We start from the raw sequence: 16,274 nt of genomic DNA, 5'->3' as shown, positions 1-16,274 counted from the left end.
AGGAGTAGTCATGCAACCCCAATTGCCGATTGAAGTCGACGCCAGCACTGGCGTATGGACCACCGATAGCTTGCCGATGCTGTACGTGCCACGGCATTTCTTCACGAATAACCACATTGCGATCGAAGCGGCGCTGGGGCGTGAAAAATATGCGCAGATCCTGTACGACGCCGGTCATAAATCGGCGTATTACTGGTGCGCCAAGGAGGCCCGGCAACACAGCATGTCAGGCTTGGCGGTATTCGAGCATTACCTCAAACGCCTGTCACAGCGCGGCTGGGGCTTGTTCAGTTTTGCCGAGGTCGACGCCGAAAACGCCAGCGCCAGCATCAAGCTGGTCAATTCCTCTTTTGTGCTGCAACAGCCGGATGCCCACGGCAAGCTGTGCTACATGTTCGCCGGCTGGTTCGCCGGCGCCATGGATTGGGTTTCCGATACAGCCGGCAAACCGCGTCCGTCGTTCTGCAGCGAGACCCAATGCGTCGGCGAAGACCACACGCATTGTGTGTTCACGGTCAAGCCGTTGGCGGCCTAGGGAGCTTAGACAGACATGCGTTATCCGACTTTGTTTTCGCCCTTGACCTTGAACCAGGTGACCTTGCGCAACCGGGTGGTCAGCACCGCCCATGCCGAGGTGTATGCGGACGCAGGCGGCTTGCCGGGCGAGCGCTACATCCGCTATTACGAAGAAAAAGCCAAGGGCGGCCTCGGCCTGGCGATTTGCGGCGGTTCCAGCACGGTTTCCATCGATAGCCCGCAAGGCTGGTGGAAATCGGTCAACCTGACTACCGACAAGGTGATAGAACCGCTGTCGCGCCTGGCCGAAGCGATGCACCGGCATGGCGCCAAGATCATGATCCAGGCTACCCACATGGGCCGCCGTACTGCCTGGCATGGCGAAGACTGGCCGCACCTGGTCAGCCCCTCGGGAATCCGCGAGCCGGTCCATCGCGGCAACGCCAAGATCATCGAGATTGAAGAAATACAGCGCATCGTCGCTGACTTTGCCGCCGCCGCCAAACGGGTCAAGCAGGCCGGCATGGACGGCATCGAAATTTCTGCCGCCCATCAGCAATTGATCGACCAGTTCTGGAGCCCGCGGGTGAACCAGCGTACCGATGAATACGGCGGCAGCCTGGAAAACCGCATGCGCTTCGGCATCGAGGTATTGACCGCGGTACGGGAAGCGGTCGGCAGCGATTTCTGCGTCGGCATGCGCATGTGCGGCGACGAATTCCATGAAGACGGCATCGATCATGAAACCGCGAAACAAATCGCGCAAGTCATGTCGGGCTCCGGCCTGATCGATTTCTTGAGCGTGGTCGGCTCCGGCGCCGATACCCACAATACGCTGGCCAACTGCATGCCGCCGATGGCCTTGCCGCCGGAACCGTTCGTCCATCTGGCGGCCAGCATCAAGGCGGTGTCCAAGGTGCCGGTAATGCACGCGCAAAGCATACGCGACGCCGGCCAGGCGGAACGGATACTGTCGTCCGGCATGGTCGATCTGGTGGGCATGACGCGCGCGCAGATCGCCGATCCGCACATGGTGATCAAGATCCGCGACGGCCGCGAAGACGAAATCAAGCAATGCGTAGGCGCCAACTACTGCATCGATCGTCAATACAACGGCCTCGACGTGTTGTGCGTGCAAAACGCCGCGACTTCACGCGAAGAAAGCATGCCGCATCAGATCGCCAAAAGCCGCGGCCCGAAACGCAAAGTAGTGGTGGTAGGCGCCGGTCCGGCCGGACTGGAAGCAGCACGGGTGGCGCGCGAACGCGGCCACGATGTGGTGTTGTTCGAGCGCAGCGAGGCGGTGGGCGGGCAGATCAACCTGGCGGCCAAGGCGCCGCAACGCGAACAGATGGCTGGCATCGTGCGCTGGTTCGATATGGAAACCAAGCGTCTCGGCGTTGATCGTCGTTTGGGAGTGAATGCCGACGAAGCCATGATCCTGGCCGAACGGCCGGATATCGTGGTGTTGGCCACCGGCGGCAGCAATTACACCAGCCAGGTGGAAGCCTGGGGCATCGCCGAAGGTTTGTCGGTCAGCTCCTGGGATATCTTGCAAGGTAAAGTCGCGCCTGGAAAAAATGTACTGGTATACGACGGCATCAGCACCCACGCCGGCTTCGGCGTGGCGGATTTCCTGGCAAGCCGCGGCAGCCTGGTCGAAATCGTCACACCCGACGTCAAGGTGGCCGACGATACCGGCGGCACCACTTTCCCGATTTTCTATCGGCGCCTGTATGCGCAAGGCGTGATCCCGACGCCCAACTACTGGCTGGACCGGGTCTACGCCGAGGGCGACAAAAAGGTCGCGGTGCTGCGCAATGAATATACCGAGGAACAGGAAGAGCGGGTGGTGGATCAGGTGGTGATTGAAAACGGCATCCTGCCGAACGATCATTTGTACTGGTCGCTCAAGCCGCAATCGGTCAATCGCGGCCAGATCGATATCAACAAGCTGTTCGCCGCCGAGCCGCAGCCGGCTTTGGCGGAGAATCTGGGCGACGGCCGCTTCCTGCTGTTCCGGGTCGGCGATTGCATCTCCATGCATAACATCCACGCAGCGATCTACGATGCGCTGCGCCTGTGCAAAGATTTCTGACCATGAACGCCTCGGCTTTTCCTCTCGATCAGGTCATCACCGCACTGTTCTGGCTATCGGTGGCGGGGTTGTCGGTGGGCTTGCTGCGCCGCGCTGCATTGTGGCGCGCCGGCCGCGAGGCATCGGTATCCTGGCTCGCTCTGCTGGCTATTCCCAAACGTTATTTCGTCGACCTGCATCACGTGGTGGCGCGCGATCCCTACATCGCCCGTACCCACGTAGCGACTGCCGGCGGCGCGATTGCGGCGATGGCGCTGGTGGCGGTCAACTACGGTTTGATGCTGTACGCCTCCTCCCTGAATACCGCGATCGCCTTGTTTGCATTAGTCATGCTGGTTGGCGTGCTGTTCGTCTGGCACCGGCGCCGTACACCGCCGGCCCGTTTGTCGCGTGGCGCCTGGATGCGTTTGCCCTGGATGCTGGCGGCGTTCGCGCTGGGTCTGCTGGCGCTGGGTTTGATTCCTCTGCAATTTGTATCGGGCCTGAGTGCGCTGGTGACTGTGCTGCTGCTGGGGCTGGGCGCCTGGACCTTGACTATCGGTGCCACTCGCGGCGGGCCAATGAAACATGCGCTGGCCGGTTTGCTGCACCTGGCGTTTCATCCGCGCCAGGAACGTTTCAAACATGACGGCAACGGCACACCGGTTACCGCACTCAAGCCTTTGAAACTGGAGCAGGGCGAGCTGGGCGTCGGCAAGCCGGTCGAGTTCCGCTGGAATCAATTGCTGAGTTTCGACGCCTGCGTCCAATGCGGAAAATGCGAAGCGGCTTGCCCGGCTTTCGCCGCCGGCCAGCCTTTGAATCCAAAGAAATTGATACAAGACATGGTGGTCGGCATGGCCGGCGGCAGCGACGCCAATTTTGCCGGCAGCCCCTATCCAGGGATTCCGCTCGGCCGCCACCAAGGCCGACCGCAAGATGCGATTGTGCCAGGCTTGATTTCCAGTGACACCTTGTGGTCTTGCACCACCTGCCGCGCCTGTGTCCAGGAATGTCCGATGCTGATCGAGCACGTTGACGCCATCGTTGACATGCGCCGCCACCAGACCCTGCAATACGGCGAAGTGCCGGGCAAAGGCCCGGAAGTGCTGGCGAATTTGCGCGAGACTGGCAGCGCTGGCGGCTTTGACCTGGGCGTGCGCTACAACTGGGCAATCGATCTCGGTGTCCGTCAGATCAATCCCGGCCAGGCGGTAGATGTGCTGCTGATGGTGGGCGAGGGCGGCTTCGACATGCGTTATCAACGCAGCCTGCGGGCGCTGGTCAAGGTATTGCAGGCGGCCGATGTGGATTTCGCCGTGCTCGGTGCGCTCGAAACCGATAGCGGCGACGTCGCCCGCCGCCTGGGTGACGAGGCAACCTTCCAGAGCATGGCCGGGCAGCTGATCACCCAGTTGTCGGCCTTCAGTTTCAAACGGATTGTCACCGCCGATCCGCATCTCATGCATTGCCTGCGCAACGAATATCCGGCGTTCGGCGGCCGTTATGAAGTGTTTCATCACACCACTTTCATGGCGGCGCTGGCGAATGCCGGCAAACTCAAACTGCATGCTGATTCCGGCGCCGACAGCGAGCGCCGCTTTACCTATCACGATCCGTGTTATCTGGGGCGCTACAACGGCGAGATCGAAGCGCCGCGTGAATTGCTCAAGCTGCTGGGCTTGCCGCTGCATGAGATGGAACGCAATGGCATGCGCGGCCGTTGTTGCGGCGGCGGTGGCGGCGCGCCCTTGACCGATATCCCCGGCAAACAGCGCATCCCCGACATTCGCATCCACGACGCCCGCGCGGTACGTGCAGATACGGTGGTGGTGGCTTGCCCGAACTGCACCGCGATGCTGGAAGGGGTGGTGGGGCCGCGTCCGGAAATACGCGATATCGCTGAATTGCTGGCCGCAGCATTGGAGAATTGAAGATGGATATCGGGAATACGGCGATGCAGAACAGTATCCGACGCGTCAATCCGCGCCGTCCATTTACGCTGAATGCGGATGGTCTCAAACGCATCGTTCTGGGACAGACCGGCGGTGATGCTGAAGGCAGCATGGCCGCAGCGGTTCACACTCAGGTGCATCAGCTAAGCAAGCCGCTAAGGCTGGCCGCGGATACCGTGACGACCCGGTGCCTGCTGGCGGTGGCGCATAGCGACCGTGGCGCGCTGGATGAACATGCGCGTCAGGCTGTGGCTGCGGCAGCGTTGCTGGCGGATGGCGCTACCGAAGTAGTGCTGCTGGTGTTTGGCGAGCTGCATGACGACGCCGCCACGCTGGGCGCAGACCGTTGCATCGTGCTGCCGCAATACGGCGGCCACTTGTTTGCGCCCGAAGCCGAACTGGCGGCGCTACGCGCCTTGATCGAAGAATTGCAGCCGGCCCATGTATTCATTCCTGATAACGGCGTCGCCGCCAGCGATCTGGGGCGGCGTCTGGGTGCGGCTGAGGCTGACAGCGGCATCGCCACCCATGTTGTCGAAATCAGCGGGACCGGCTTGGCAGCCTATCGGCAGCAAGGCAGTTTGCTGGCGCGGCGCAGCCTGGCGCGCATCGTTTTGCTGGAGGTGGATACGGTGGATGCCCGCCTGCCTTTTCTCGGCCGCGGCCAGACAGCGGAATCGCTCGCCGCAGCACTTGCTGCGGCAGCCGGCAAAGCCGCGTCATCCAGCGCCTTTCTGGACCTTGGCAGTAAAACCATGGCGGCCTCGCAGATGGAACTCGATGAAGCTGACTTCATCGTCTCGGCGGGCAACGGGGTTGACGATGTCGTCTTGTTCAATTCTCTGGCTAATGCGCTGGATGCGGCGGTGGGTGCGAGCCGGGTTGCCGTCGATGATGGCAAGTTCAAGCGCGACAAGCAGATCGGCGCTACCGGCAAGACCGTCAGCGCCAGCGCTTATCTGGCCTTTGGCATTTCAGGCGCGGTCCAGCATTTGCAGGGCATCAAGGATTGCCGCCATGTGATCGCGGTCAACCTGGACGCCAGCGCACCGATGATCAAACGTGCCGATCTCAGCATCATCGGCGATGCCCAGGAATTGATGACGGCGCTGCTGGATCAGGTGCGGCAGGCGCGTAGCGTGGAGGTTGGGCTATGAATCCGTCTGTCATTCGAGCCGTCAATCGGGCTGCGGATCAAGCAGTGAATCAGGCCGCCATCAAGCGGATTGCGGTGCTGGTGTCGATAGGCCGCCATCCGGTCAGCGGCGTGCCGCGCTACAGCCGCAATGACGCTGCCGCCCTGGGTATGGCAAGCGAGTTGGCGCAGCGTACCGCTGGCGTTTGTGTCGATGTGATCCATGTTGCTTATACCGGTCATGATGATCATGCGGCCCTGTCTGCGACCTTATCTGAGTACCTGGCGTTGGGTGCCGCCTGCATCACCCTGATAGAGACCAGCAGCTGGCAAGACATATTGCCAGCGTTACAAGCGCAGCTGCCAGCGTATGACCTGGTGTTGTGCGGTAGCCGTGCTGAAGGCGGCGTGGGCAGCGGCATGTTGCCCTATCTGCTGGCGGCGCGCCTGAATCTGCCTTTGCTGGCGGGTGTGATTAGCGTGCGACCTGACCAGGACGCCGTCGTCGCCCAGCAATATTTACCAAAGGGACGGCGTCGTGAGGTGGCGTTCAAACTGCCTGCCCTGATGACGGTGCATCCCTTGGCGCCGTCCAGGCTGCGCTATGCCTACGCCAGATTGCGTCGCGGTGAAATCAAGAAGCAGACTTTTGCCGCAGCTGCCGCATCGGTCTGCGACCGCGCAGAAGAGTGGACAGTCGAAGCCGCCAAAGCCGTACCGCGCAAATTGGTCGCGCCGGAAAAGCGCTCCGGACACGCCCGCATGCAGGCCGCTACCGTGACCGAAAGCAGGGGCGGCAAAGTGGTTCAAGACGGCAGCGCTGCCGATAAAGCACAAGTAGTTCTTGCCTATTTACGTGAGCATCACCTGGTCGATTATTAATGTTTGAACCTGCGTTGAACCCGTGGCGGTCCCATAACTGCAACACATGGAGAAACAATTGAAAGTATCCAAAGAGATTCAATCACTGATCGCCAAGCGCCTGCCTGGGCATAGCCTGGATGCGCCGTTTTACCTGAGCCCGGAAATTTTCGATCTGGATATCCAGGAGATTTTCAGCAAGCACTGGATCCAGGTCGCGGTCGAGCCGGATATTCCTGAACCGGGCGATTACATTACGGTCGAAATCGGTCTGAATTCGATTGTGGTGGTGCGTGACGACGATATGGCGGTGCGCGCTTATCACAATGTGTGCCGTCATCGCGGCGCGCGCCTGTGCTCGGAACACAAGGGTTCGGTGGGCAATCTGGTCTGTCCTTACCATCAATGGACTTACAACCTGGGCGGCGAGCTGATCTACGCCGAGCACATGGGCGAGAAGTTCGATCGCTGCAAGCACAGTCTCAAATCGGTGCATGTGGAAAATCTGGCGGGGCTGATATTTATCTGCCTGGCCGAACAGCCACCGCAGGATTTTGCCGTCATGCGCGAAGCCATGGCGCCGTATCTGCTGCCGCACGGGCTGCAGGATTGCAAGATCGCCAAGCAGGTCGATCTGATCGAAGAGGGCAACTGGAAGCTGACCATGGAGAATAATCGCGAGTGTTATCACTGCGCGACCAATCATCCTGAGCTGACCGTTTCCTTATTTGAATTCGGTTTCGGTTATCAATCCGCGCCCGGCAATGCCGAACAAATCGCAGAGTTCGATCGCCTGGCGGCGGAGCGCTGCGCCGACTGGGAGCGGGGTGGTTTGCCGTCGGCGGAGATCGAGCGGCTGGATGAACTGGTGAGCGGTTTCCGCACCCAGCGCCTGCCGCTGGACCGCGCCGGCGAATCGCAGACGCTGGACGGCAAAGTGGCTTCGAACAAGCTGCTGGGAAATTTCGAGCGCGCTGATCTGGGCGGTCTTTCATTCTGGACCCAGCCCAATTCCTGGCATCACTTCATGAGCGATCACATCGTCACCTTTTCCGTCTTGCCTTTGTCGGCAGAACGCACCTTGGTGCGTACCAAGTGGCTGGTGCATAAAGATGCGCGCGAAGGCATCGACTATCAACTGGATAATCTGACCGCGGTGTGGAACGCCACCAACGACCAGGACAAGCGGCTGGTTGAGTTATCGCAGCAGGGAGCGCGCAGCAGCGCTTATCAGCCGGGCCCTTATTCGCCGTTCACCGAGGGACTGGTGGAAAAATTCTGCACCTGGTATATCGGGCGTTTGTCAGCCGGCTTATCGGCCAACTCATCGGGTGGTTCAGCGACTACGATAGCGATCGCCGTGGAGAATTAATTGAAAGCCGAAATCTTGCCAGGACCGGTCATGGAATCGTACAAACTGAATCGCCGGAATTTCTGGGACAGCATTCCAGCGCTGTGGAACAGCGACAGCGAAGAGACGCTGGTCTGTTGCCAGGTGCGCGCCGAGACGCATGATGTGAAGAGTTTCTTCTTTGCCGCTCCGGATGACGGCGCGTTTGTGTTCCAGCCGGGCCAGTTCATTACGCTGGAACTGGAAATCAACGGCGCGCCTGTCAACCGTTGCTACACGATTTCGTCGTCACCGGCGCGGCCGCACACGATTTCGATTACGGTCAAAAGAGTACCGGGCGGCCCGGTCTCGAACTGGCTGCACGACAATCTCAAAGCCGGCGACAAGGTCAAGGTATTGCCTGCGGCGGGTGAGTTTACTTGCGCTACCCATCCTGCCGAAAAATATCTGTTCCTGTCCGCCGGTTCGGGGATTACGCCGTTGATGTCGATGTCGCGCGCGCATCACGATTTGTGCGATGACAGAGATATCGTCTTTATCCACAGCGCGCGCACGCCGGACGACATCATCTTTGAGCGCGAGCTGGGCCTGATCGCCGCCAGCCAGCAGAATTTCAAGACCCGTTTCATTTGCGAGCGACTGGGCCAGCGGCGCGACTGGTCAGGCCCGACCGGCATGTTATCGCTGGCGGCGCTGAAGCTGATGGCGCCCGATTTCATGGAGCGCGAGATTTTCGTGTGCGGCCCTGCGCCTTACATGAAAGCCGTGCGCGCCATGCTGGATGAAGCAGGTTTCGAGCGCGCCCGCTATCACGAAGAAAGTTTTTCCTTCGAGACTTTGCAGCAAAGTGTCGAGCCGCCGGCAAGCACCAGCGATATCACAGCGGCGGCCGGTTTCGAAATCAATTTCCAGAAAAGCATGCGCCAGATCATATGCGGCCCGCAGCAGCATGTGCTGGAAGCAGCCCGCAGCGCCGGCGTGCGGCTGGCGTCGTCATGCGCACAAGGCATGTGCGGCACCTGCAAGGTCAAGCTGATTTCCGGCAGCGTCGACATGCAGCACAAAGGCGGCATCCGGCAACGTGAAATCGACCAAGGCATGGTGCTTTTATGTTGCAGCAAGCCGCTAAGCAATCTGGTAGTCGACAAATAATTGGGGTCAGCGTGGAATTGTTTTCAAGATTAATTTGACTCTGACCCCAATTAAATATCCATCGTAGTTAAATAGGGGCCGACCATGAATTTGATACGGAAATTATGTTGTTTCACCGCCGCGCTGGCTTGTGTTGCGAGTTCCGGCATGGCTGCCGCTGAGACGAAGCCGGAGATCAGGATCGGTTACGTCGAAGGCTGGTCAGACAGTGTTGCGACTACTTATGTCGCGGCGCAGATCATACGGCAGAACCTGGGTTATGAGGTCAAGCTGGTGCCGGTTTCCGCCGGCCTTATGTGGCAGGGCGTGGCACGCGGTGATCTGGACGCTACCATGTCGGCCTGGCTGCCGGTGACGCAGGGCGCGTACTACGAAAAGCTGAAAGACAAGGTGGTCAACCTGGGCGTTAATTATCCCGGCGCCAGGATAGGCTTGATCGTGCCGGCCTATGTCAACGCCAATAGCCTCGCCGATTTGCCGGCCCAGAAGGCGGCGTTCGAAGGCCGCATTGTCGGTATCGACGCCGGCGCCGGCGTGATGACCAAGACTGAACTGGCGATCAAGGAATACGCTTTGGATTACAAACTGATGCCCAGTTCCGGCAGTGGCATGGTGGCCGAGCTGGAGCGCTCTATCCGCAATAACAAAGCGATCGCGGTGACCGGCTGGGTGCCGCACTGGATGTTCGCCAAGTGGAAACTCAAGTTCCTGGAAGATCCGAAAAAGGTGTATGGCGAAGCCGAGCATGTCGACAATATCGCCAATCCCGGCCTGGCGGCAAAGGCCAAACCGGTCAACGATCTGCTCAAGCATTTTTCATGGAAACCGGGCGAGCTTGATAGCGTCATGCTGGCGATAGAGAGTGGCGAAAAGCCGGAGGCGGCGGCGCGGAAATGGGTCAATGCCAATGCTGAACGCGTGGGGCAGTGGTTGCAGCCGGGGCAGTGAGCCGGGATGATCTTGAAGTAAAGACACCGCACGTTTTCCACGAATGATGGATAAGGTGCGCTGTCTTTGTTTCATCAGAGCGGCAGGTAGAACCTTTTTGCCTTCAGCTTATTTTGTGACCACTTTGATTTGCTTGACTTCCAGCTTCGAAGTGCCAAAGCGTTCCTTGTCGAATTTTCCGGTCAGCTCGACTGCGGTATTGGCGTCGATGGTTTGGTTGGCAGGGAAATATTTCTGTGAAATTTCTACCTGGATTTCACCGCTGGGGTCGGCCAGAACGTAGTGCTTGCCACCGGTGTGACGCACCAGTTTTCCGTTCAGGGTGACGTATTGATCATCCACGCCATTGGCCAGCAACTGCTTGGCAGTCATGGTCGGCACGGCCGATGGGCCGGTGTAGCTGGGGCTGGCCGGGGACACCGAAGTGGCTGACGGGCCGCTGTAGCCCTGGGCGATGACTGCGGTCGAGCTGGCGGCCAGAACGGTGATGGCGATAATTTTGCTGATGCGATTCATGGTGTGTCCTTGATAACGATGATGGAGTTATTCATAGCATCGGTTCAGCGCGCTAGTTGCTGTGCGTTGACCTTGATGCCATTAGACTCCGCCAAGCTTAACGTTATCTTAAGAACAAAATAATTATTGCATTTGATCCTGCTGGCCTTGTTCCCGATTTGGAAAATCCAGGAAAACGCCAAGACCACGGCCATGCAAACCGCCGCCAAACGATAATCTGGCACCATGCAATTCGGCGATGCGGTGCACGATAGACAAGCCCAGCCCATTGCCGCTCTCGCCGCTGCCCAGCACGCGGAAAAAACGTTCGCTCAATCTGGCGTGTTGTTCAGCGTCGACACCCGGGCCGTCATCGCAAATGGCGATGCGCAACTGGCCGGGGTGATGACCGGCTTGAATCTCCACGACGCTGTTTGTTGGGCAGTAGCGCAAGGCGTTGTCGAGCAGATTGCGCAGGGCGATCTGCATCATTTCGGGATTGATTTGCATGTGATCGATATCGCAGTGCAGTTGCAGCGTGACACCACGCTGTGCGGCCATGCCGGCATGGCTTTGCAGCAGTTCCTGCAGGAACTGCTGCAGCGAGATTTCCTGGCGTTGCAAGCTGCCTTGGTTGAGCGGATCCAGGCGCGCCAGCGCCAGCAGATTTTCAACCAGGGCGGTGCTGCGGTCGATGTCGTCGCGCAGTTTTTGAAATGGCAGCGCCAGCTCGCCATGCTGGCGTTGCAGCAGTTGTACATGCATGCGCAGAGCCGCCAGCGGCGTACGCAATTCATGTGCGGCGTCGGCGGTAAACCGGCGCTCGGCTTGCAGTGCGCTATCCAGGCGTAGCAATACACCGTTCAAGGCACTGACGATCGGCTGCAGTTCGCTCGGCTGATTGTCGATGGTGACCGGTTTCAAATCGTCGCGCGATTTCTGCGTCAAGGCATGGGCGGTGAGCTTGATCGGCTTGATCACGCGGCTGACGCAATACCAGCTGGCCAGGCCCAACAGGGCCAGCAGCAGCAATACCGGCAGGGCCAGGCTATCCGCCAGTTCTTCCAGGATATCCAGGCGCTTCTTGAATTTCTGCCCGACTTGTACTTCAAAATGGGCATCCTTGCTGCGCACCACGAAGATGCGCCAGCGCTTGCCGTCGATCTCGATATTCTTGAAACCCTTGCGCTGTTCGAAATCAGGAATGAAAGGCGTGGCCGGCGCCTTGCCGGTGCGCTGGATCACCCTGCCATCGACTACGATCTGATATTGAATGTCCACTTTGCGCGGCTCGCCGGCGCCGATTCCCGCCTCGTTGAGCAAACCGCGATCGTTGAAATCTGTGGTGGCGGCCATGATCAGATAGCTGGATTCCTTCAATGCATCGTCGAAGACGTCGTTGGTTTCGTTCCAGGCGATGAATGCCATGATGCTGAGACTGGCCAGCCACAGCAGCGCGCTGGTGCCGAGTACGGTCCACAGCAGACGCCAGCGCAGCGAATACGAGCGCTGCTTGGCGGTGACCGTCTGGTCTGGAGACGGTTCAGGCATGTTCTTCTTTTAAGCGATAGCCGAGGCCGCGCAGGGTGACGATGGACGCCGCCCCAAGTTTTTTGCGCAGATGATGGATGTGCACTTCGATCGCATTGCTCTCCACTTCATCACCCCAGCCATACAAAGTTTCCTCGATCTGGGCGCGGGTGACTATCTGCCGGCGGCGCAGCATCAAGGCATGCAATACCGCGAATTCGCGCGCGGTCAGTTCTATCGGTGCGCCGCCCAGCGTCACGCGCTTGGCGGCGCTGTCGAGTTCGATGTTGCCGTGTTTTAAAAGATTGTCGGCGTGCAGCCCATGACGCCGTATCGCGGCCCGGATGCGGGCAGACATTTCTTCCAGGTCAAACGGTTTGACCAGATAGTCGTCGGCGCCCAGGTCCAGGCCTTCAATCCGGTCCGCCAACGTGTCGCGGGCGGTGATGATAAGTACCGGCACCACGTCCCTGGCGGCGCGCAAGCCGCTGAGCAGCTGATCGCCCGAAGCGCCCGGCAACCCGCGATCGAGCAGCACGCAATCGTAACTGTGGGTTTGCAAGGCGGTTGCGGCAGAATCGCCGCGCTGCACCCAGTCGACCGCATAGCCGTCAAGCTGGAGCCAGGACTGCACGGTAGCACCGAGCGAGGGGTCGTCTTCTACGAGGAGGATGCGCATGGGATGAATCCTAGCAAGGCTTGGTTAAGGGAATCTTAAGAAGCGCCTGGGGGAAGGCGGGCCGCTAGCCGCGCTCCAGGGCGCTTTCTGTTTGAGGCATAAGCTTAGCTTAAGACTAATTTTTTATCATCCTGCCATTGACGACCAAATAGTACGGAGCAATCTGATGAAGAAATGGTTTTTGGGTTTGATACTTGTACCGCTGCTGCTGTGGGCTTGCAGCGTGTACCCGGACGCCTTTGCCGATAGCGGCATCTGGGCCATGCGTCGCGAAGGCATCGTCATGAGCGGGGTATTGGCTTACGCGATGATGAGTTTTGTGATTGTGCTGGCGACCCGTCCTGCCTGGCTGGAGCAAAAAGTCAACGGCATGGATAAAGCTTACCGCCTGCATAAATGGGCCGGGATCGGCGCTGGTTTGCTGTTTTTCTCCCACTGGATGATCAAACTGGTTCCCAAGTGGCTGGCGGGCTGGGGCTGGATCGCGGCCAAGCCAGGCAACGGCGGCGGCCACGGCGCGGTGTCGGCATGGATCAGCCTGGCCAAGGATATGGGGGAATGGATGGCTTACCTGATGCTGGCCATGATCGCGATTGCGCTGCTGCGGATGATTCCCTATCACTGGTTTCGCAAGATACATCGCCTGTTTGCCGTGGCTTTCCTGGCGGTGACCTATCACGCCGTCATGCTGATGCCGGTCAAGCTGTGGTTGACGCCGCTCGGCATGCTGATTGCGTTGTGCGCGCTGGCCGGTTCGGCAGCGGCGCTGCTGTCGCTGTCTGGCATGATCGGGCGCCGCCGCCAAGTCAGCGGGACCATCAGCAGGATCGATACCCTGAGCAATGGCGTGCTGGAAATCGAATGCCGGCTGGATGGCAACGGCCTGGTGCATCGGCCCGGCCAGTTTGCCTATCTGCGTTTCGACGGTGAGAGCGCCCATCCGTTCACCATCGCATCGTCAGCAGCATCACCCAATACGCTGCGTTTTGCGATCAAACCGCTGGGCGATTACACGCAAACCCTGGCTGCGCGTTTGCATCCGGGGCAGATGCTGCGGGTGGAAGGGCCGTATGGCCGTTTCGATTTTGCCGGAAGCGCAGCGGAACAAGTCTGGGTGGCTGGAGGGATTGGCGTTACACCGTTTTTGTCGCGCCTTGAAGACTTGGCAAAAGAGGGAAGCAAGCAGACCTCGATCGTATTTTTCTACTGTACCAGCGGCGCCGGCAAAGATCCGTATGTGGCGCGCTTGCAGCAAGCATGCGGCGCCGTCGGCGTGCGTCTGGAAGTGGTCGATAGCCAGCGCGACGGTTATCTGGGTTTTGAGCGGATTGCCGCCAGCTTGCAGCAACCGCGGCAAGCAGAATTGTGGTTTTGCGGACCTGCTGCGTTTGGAGACAGTTTGAAAAAAGCTTGGCGCGGAATGGGCTTGCCGGCCCAGCGTTTTCATCGCGAATATTTTGCCATGCGCTAGGTCAACACGCCCTAATACGCTGATCGATCAAAAGGTCTTGGTCAGCGACAGCACCACCGTGGTCGCCAGTGGATTGGAGACAGCGGCGACGCCGGCCGAATTCAGCACGCCGGTGGTGTAACGGTCATACACGCCGTTCTTGCCCCAGCCCTTGGTGACGGCGCCGGTCACTGTCCAACCGCCGTCGAAAGCCTTGGAGAGCGCCACTTTGCCATCTTGAAAGCTGTAAGCCGAAAAATTCCGCACCCGCTCGTTACCGTAATGCAGCAGCAGGCTATAACCGTTGCCCAGATCGAAAGTACCGTTCAGATCCAGATAACCCGAGCCGCGGCTGTGCAGGCCGCTGCCGATGCCAAGCGTGGCGCTGTTATAACCGAAATAATCGGGTGTGTAGGTCAGCCAGTATTTGACGTTGAACCATTTGTAGGTGAGCGAGGCAACCGCTTCGCCGTAGTTGTATCTGGTTTTGGCAGAAGAGATTTCCGCACCCGGGTAGAGGTAGTAGTAAATTTGCCCGGTGTATGTCAGGTCGCCGGCGCTGCCCGTATAGCCGCCGTACAAATCCCATTCGACTGAACCGTTTTCAATGAAATGATCGCTGACGCTGGACATCCAGGTGCCGGCAAACAAGCCGCTTGGCTGGGCGTAATCGACACCGCCCTGGATCGCAGGATTGCCCCAGGTCTGACGGAAACCGCGCGACACATATTGCGAGGCGATGGTCGCATTGGCGGAGAAAGCCGGGGTGGCGGTGACTGGCGCGGCGGCTGCGCCGCCATCGGCGCTTTGCGCCAGCGCCGGTACTTGATAAGCGAGTGTGAAGGCTGCGGCACAGCATGTGCAAATGGCGGTCTTACTGAATTTCTGAAGCATCTGGGCAATTCCCCCTTTTAATATCTTTCCATTTTGATATCGATTGCTTGTTTTGTCGATCGCTTTGTTGATTGCTTTTGCGCGATCAGGACCATGCAAGCGATTACCGCAGGGCGGAAACAAGGCTTCATCGGCAGGAAAATTGCCGAACCGGGGCGGTCTGGAGTTAATGCGACGCCGTCAAGGCCGCCGCTCAAGGGCCTTGTACATCGCGTTCGCGATCAATTGATGAGTACGCCGGGTAGGATGATATTCGTCCCAGAAATAGTAACTGTCCGGGTTGCTGCACGCAGCGCGGAAGTTACCGGTGGAGCCTCCCGGCTGGCAGGCATCTGTGAGATTGCGATAGCCGTTCTTTACAGCATTCTTCCGAATCTCGACGCTCGCCGCGAGGTAGTCGAAGTAGTAGACCTGTATCCCAAGGCGATGCGCGCTTGACGGCAATTCGGACGCCAGGCGGCTGTTGATGCGGTCTTGGAAGGTCTTTGATTCATTGACAAAATTCACGGGTTTTTTCACAAGGCCCTGAAAATTCTGCCCGCGAGCCCACGGCAGCAAACTCAGATCCGGCACGCCAACCACCATCACGCGCTTCGCCCCCAGCGCTGTTAATGCTTGCAGGGCGGTGTCGATGTTGGCGACGCTTTGGTCTGCCAGCGCCTGCAGCGCCGAAGTGGTCAGCGGCATTGCGCTGCTATCGGCAACATTGCTATCCACGTATAGAAATAAGTCGTTGGCGGAAATAAAGATCACGCAGAGCGCATCCGGATCGCCGGCTTTGCTGCCCAAGGTTTTCTTGAAACGTTCAATCTGGCCGAGAACGCCGGTCTTGATGTATGGGGTGAGCCAGGTGTAATAGTTGCCGGCGTCGCTTTTTGCACCGCCCACGGCATAGTCATCCAAGGCAATTTTGTAGCGCGCAGCGAGCTTCTCCACGGCAGTCTTGCCATTCGACCAATGACCCTGCCAATAATGCACCCGGTCCGGTGCTTCGACCTGGCTGAGCGCGGCATCCACGGCGACCGGGCCATTCGGTTGCAGCAGCGATCTGGACAGGGCTTGCGAACCATTGGCGTTGCCGGCGTCCGAATAGCTGTCGCCAAACACGACAATCCTGCTGAAAGGGCGCGCCGGCGCAGCGCTAGCGCAAGCCATCAGCATGACGCCGACCATCACACCACATACCGACAGCATTCTGGACATTGTTTCTCCTCTCTTTTTTGCTTCCTGC

13 protein-coding genes and 1 pseudogene are annotated in these 16,274 nt (G+C 59.1%); 9 read left to right on the top strand and 5 right to left on the bottom strand.

Features of this window, described 5'->3' with window-relative positions; all coding sequences use genetic code 11:
* Positions 1 to 10 precede the first annotated feature (10 nt).
* The 8 genes and pseudogenes from VNZ60_RS24765 to VNZ60_RS24730 all read left to right on the top strand — a co-directional run bounded on the left by VNZ60_RS24765 (position 11) and on the right by VNZ60_RS24730 (position 9,995).
* Positions 11 to 535, top strand: a complete 525-nt coding sequence (locus VNZ60_RS24765; RefSeq protein WP_325663997.1) for a DUF5943 domain-containing protein — start codon at positions 11 to 13, stop codon at positions 533 to 535.
* A 15-nt stretch (positions 536 to 550) separates the two neighbouring features.
* Positions 551 to 2,614, top strand: coding sequence for an NADH:flavin oxidoreductase (locus VNZ60_RS24760; RefSeq protein ID WP_325663995.1), 2,064 nt, complete (start codon positions 551 to 553; stop codon positions 2,612 to 2,614).
* A 2-nt stretch (positions 2,615 to 2,616) separates the two neighbouring features.
* Positions 2,617 to 4,527 carry a (Fe-S)-binding protein gene (locus tag VNZ60_RS24755; RefSeq protein ID WP_325663993.1) on the top strand — a complete coding sequence of 637 codons (1,911 nt, stop codon included), beginning with the start codon at positions 2,617 to 2,619 and terminating at the stop codon, positions 4,525 to 4,527.
* A 23-nt stretch (positions 4,528 to 4,550) separates the two neighbouring features.
* Positions 4,551 to 5,705 (top strand): electron transfer flavoprotein subunit alpha/FixB family protein, encoded by a 1,155-nt coding sequence (locus tag VNZ60_RS24750; protein ID WP_414648974.1) that lies wholly within the window; start codon positions 4,551 to 4,553, stop codon positions 5,703 to 5,705.
* Positions 5,702 to 6,565 carry an electron transfer flavoprotein subunit beta/FixA family protein gene (locus VNZ60_RS24745; RefSeq protein ID WP_325663989.1) on the top strand — a complete coding sequence of 288 codons (864 nt, stop codon included), beginning with the start codon at positions 5,702 to 5,704 and terminating at the stop codon, positions 6,563 to 6,565. The genes VNZ60_RS24750 and VNZ60_RS24745 overlap by 4 nt, the downstream gene beginning before the upstream one ends.
* Positions 6,566 to 6,611: 46 nt before the next feature.
* A complete protein-coding gene (locus VNZ60_RS24740; RefSeq protein ID WP_414648970.1) occupies positions 6,612 to 7,916 on the top strand; it encodes an aromatic ring-hydroxylating oxygenase subunit alpha in 1,305 nt (434 codons plus the stop codon).
* 81 nt (positions 7,917 to 7,997) lie between these two features.
* Positions 7,998 to 9,047 (top strand): annotated as a pseudogene (locus VNZ60_RS24735) (FAD-binding oxidoreductase); the annotation flags it as partial.
* Between the two features lie 84 nt (positions 9,048 to 9,131).
* A complete protein-coding gene (locus VNZ60_RS24730; RefSeq protein ID WP_325663985.1) occupies positions 9,132 to 9,995 on the top strand; it encodes a glycine betaine ABC transporter substrate-binding protein in 864 nt (287 codons plus the stop codon).
* Positions 9,996 to 10,103: 108 nt separating this feature from the next.
* Here the strand turns inward: VNZ60_RS24730 and VNZ60_RS24725 are convergent, their stop codons facing one another.
* The 3 genes from VNZ60_RS24725 to VNZ60_RS24715 all read right to left on the bottom strand — a co-directional run bounded on the left by VNZ60_RS24725 (position 10,104) and on the right by VNZ60_RS24715 (position 12,699).
* Complete coding sequence (locus tag VNZ60_RS24725) at positions 10,104 to 10,511, bottom strand: YgiW/YdeI family stress tolerance OB fold protein (protein WP_325663983.1); 408 nt, start codon at positions 10,509 to 10,511, stop codon at positions 10,104 to 10,106.
* A gap of 123 nt (positions 10,512 to 10,634) precedes the next feature.
* The gene (locus VNZ60_RS24720) at positions 10,635 to 12,041 is read right to left on the bottom strand and encodes an ATP-binding protein (protein WP_325663981.1); all 1,407 of its coding nucleotides are present in this window, start codon (positions 12,039 to 12,041) and stop codon (positions 10,635 to 10,637) included.
* On the bottom strand, positions 12,034 to 12,699 hold the full coding sequence (locus VNZ60_RS24715) for a response regulator transcription factor (protein ID WP_325663979.1): 666 nt from the start codon (positions 12,697 to 12,699) through the stop codon (positions 12,034 to 12,036). The genes VNZ60_RS24720 and VNZ60_RS24715 overlap by 8 nt, the downstream gene beginning before the upstream one ends.
* A gap of 166 nt (positions 12,700 to 12,865) precedes the next feature.
* On the opposite strand from VNZ60_RS24715, the gene VNZ60_RS24710 reads away from it, so the two are divergent.
* Complete coding sequence (locus tag VNZ60_RS24710; RefSeq protein WP_325663977.1) at positions 12,866 to 14,170, top strand: ferredoxin reductase family protein; 1,305 nt, start codon at positions 12,866 to 12,868, stop codon at positions 14,168 to 14,170.
* A 27-nt stretch (positions 14,171 to 14,197) separates the two neighbouring features.
* Here the strand turns inward: VNZ60_RS24710 and VNZ60_RS24705 are convergent, their stop codons facing one another.
* A complete protein-coding gene (locus VNZ60_RS24705) occupies positions 14,198 to 15,043 on the bottom strand; it encodes a TorF family putative porin (protein ID WP_325663975.1) in 846 nt (281 codons plus the stop codon).
* Between the two features lie 180 nt (positions 15,044 to 15,223).
* Complete coding sequence (locus tag VNZ60_RS24700; protein ID WP_325663973.1) at positions 15,224 to 16,246, bottom strand: SGNH/GDSL hydrolase family protein; 1,023 nt, start codon at positions 16,244 to 16,246, stop codon at positions 15,224 to 15,226.
* Positions 16,247 to 16,274 lie beyond the last annotated feature (28 nt).

The organism is Collimonas sp. (genome assembly GCF_035566375.1).
Taxonomy (GTDB): Bacteria; Pseudomonadota; Gammaproteobacteria; order Burkholderiales; family Burkholderiaceae_D; genus Collimonas.
Note: the sequence above shows the minus strand (reverse complement) of the source record. Positions and strands in the feature narration are given on the sequence as shown.

Bases quoted from the DNA above. Each gene is read 5' to 3' on its own strand.
- VNZ60_RS24765 (WP_325663997.1), top strand. From the start codon at position 11: ATGCAACCCCAATTGCCGATTGAAGTCGACGCCAGCACTGGCGTATGG.
- VNZ60_RS24760 (WP_325663995.1), top strand. From the start codon at position 551: ATGCGTTATCCGACTTTGTTTTCGCCCTTGACCTTGAACCAGGTGACC.
- VNZ60_RS24755 (WP_325663993.1), top strand. From the start codon at position 2,617: ATGAACGCCTCGGCTTTTCCTCTCGATCAGGTCATCACCGCACTGTTC.
- VNZ60_RS24750 (WP_414648974.1), top strand. From the start codon at position 4,551: ATGCAGAACAGTATCCGACGCGTCAATCCGCGCCGTCCATTTACGCTG.
- VNZ60_RS24745 (WP_325663989.1), top strand. From the start codon at position 5,702: ATGAATCCGTCTGTCATTCGAGCCGTCAATCGGGCTGCGGATCAAGCA.
- VNZ60_RS24740 (WP_414648970.1), top strand. From the start codon at position 6,612: ATGGAGAAACAATTGAAAGTATCCAAAGAGATTCAATCACTGATCGCC.
- VNZ60_RS24730 (WP_325663985.1), top strand. From the start codon at position 9,132: ATGAATTTGATACGGAAATTATGTTGTTTCACCGCCGCGCTGGCTTGT.
- VNZ60_RS24725 (WP_325663983.1), bottom strand. From the start codon at position 10,511: ATGAATCGCATCAGCAAAATTATCGCCATCACCGTTCTGGCCGCCAGC.
- VNZ60_RS24720 (WP_325663981.1), bottom strand. From the start codon at position 12,041: ATGCCTGAACCGTCTCCAGACCAGACGGTCACCGCCAAGCAGCGCTCG.
- VNZ60_RS24715 (WP_325663979.1), bottom strand. From the start codon at position 12,699: ATGCGCATCCTCCTCGTAGAAGACGACCCCTCGCTCGGTGCTACCGTG.
- VNZ60_RS24710 (WP_325663977.1), top strand. From the start codon at position 12,866: ATGAAGAAATGGTTTTTGGGTTTGATACTTGTACCGCTGCTGCTGTGG.
- VNZ60_RS24705 (WP_325663975.1), bottom strand. From the start codon at position 15,043: ATGCTTCAGAAATTCAGTAAGACCGCCATTTGCACATGCTGTGCCGCA.
- VNZ60_RS24700 (WP_325663973.1), bottom strand. From the start codon at position 16,246: ATGTCCAGAATGCTGTCGGTATGTGGTGTGATGGTCGGCGTCATGCTG.